This is a genomic window from Streptomyces griseoflavus (assembly GCF_014649995.1).
Taxonomy (GTDB): Bacteria; Actinomycetota; Actinomycetes; order Streptomycetales; family Streptomycetaceae; genus Streptomyces; species Streptomyces griseoflavus.
This window is the reverse complement of sequence record NZ_BMUC01000063.1, coordinates 1-503: the sequence shown is the minus strand read 5'-3', so window position 1 is coordinate 503 and position 503 is coordinate 1. Positions and strand designations below refer to the sequence as shown.

1 protein-coding gene is annotated in these 503 nt (G+C 70.8%); it reads left to right on the top strand.

Features of this window, described 5'->3' with window-relative positions; all coding sequences use genetic code 11:
• On the top strand, positions 1 to 503 hold a 503-nt coding region (locus IE172_RS34245; protein ID WP_268253504.1), incomplete at both ends, for a thiolase family protein.

The window sequence follows — 503 nt, the reverse complement described above, 5'->3', positions numbered from 1 at the left end:
CTGGTGGTCGGGCTGATCCACGAGATCCGTGACCGTTTTCCCGGTCTGGACCCGGCGGCCGTGGACGACATCGTCCTGGGTGTCGTCGGGCCGGTCGGTGACCAGGGTTCCGACATCGCCCGTATCGCCGCGATCGCGGCGGGGCTGCCGGACACGGTGGCCGGTGTTCAGGAGAACCGCTTCTGCGCCTCGGGTCTGGAGGCCGTCAACCTCGCGGCCATGAAGGTCCGTTCGGGCTGGGAGGACCTGGTCCTCGCGGGCGGTGTGGAGTCCATGTCCCGCGTCCCCATGGCCTCCGACGGCGGCGCCTGGTTCAACGACCCGATGACGAACCTCGCCGTCGACTTCGTCCCGCAGGGCATCGGGGCGGACCTGATCGCGACCATCGAGGGCTTCTCCCGGCGGGACGTGGACGAGTACGCGGCCCTGTCGCAGGAGCGGGCGGCGACCGCGTGGAAGGAGAACCGCTTCGAGCGGTCGGTGGTCCCGGTGCGGGACCGCAG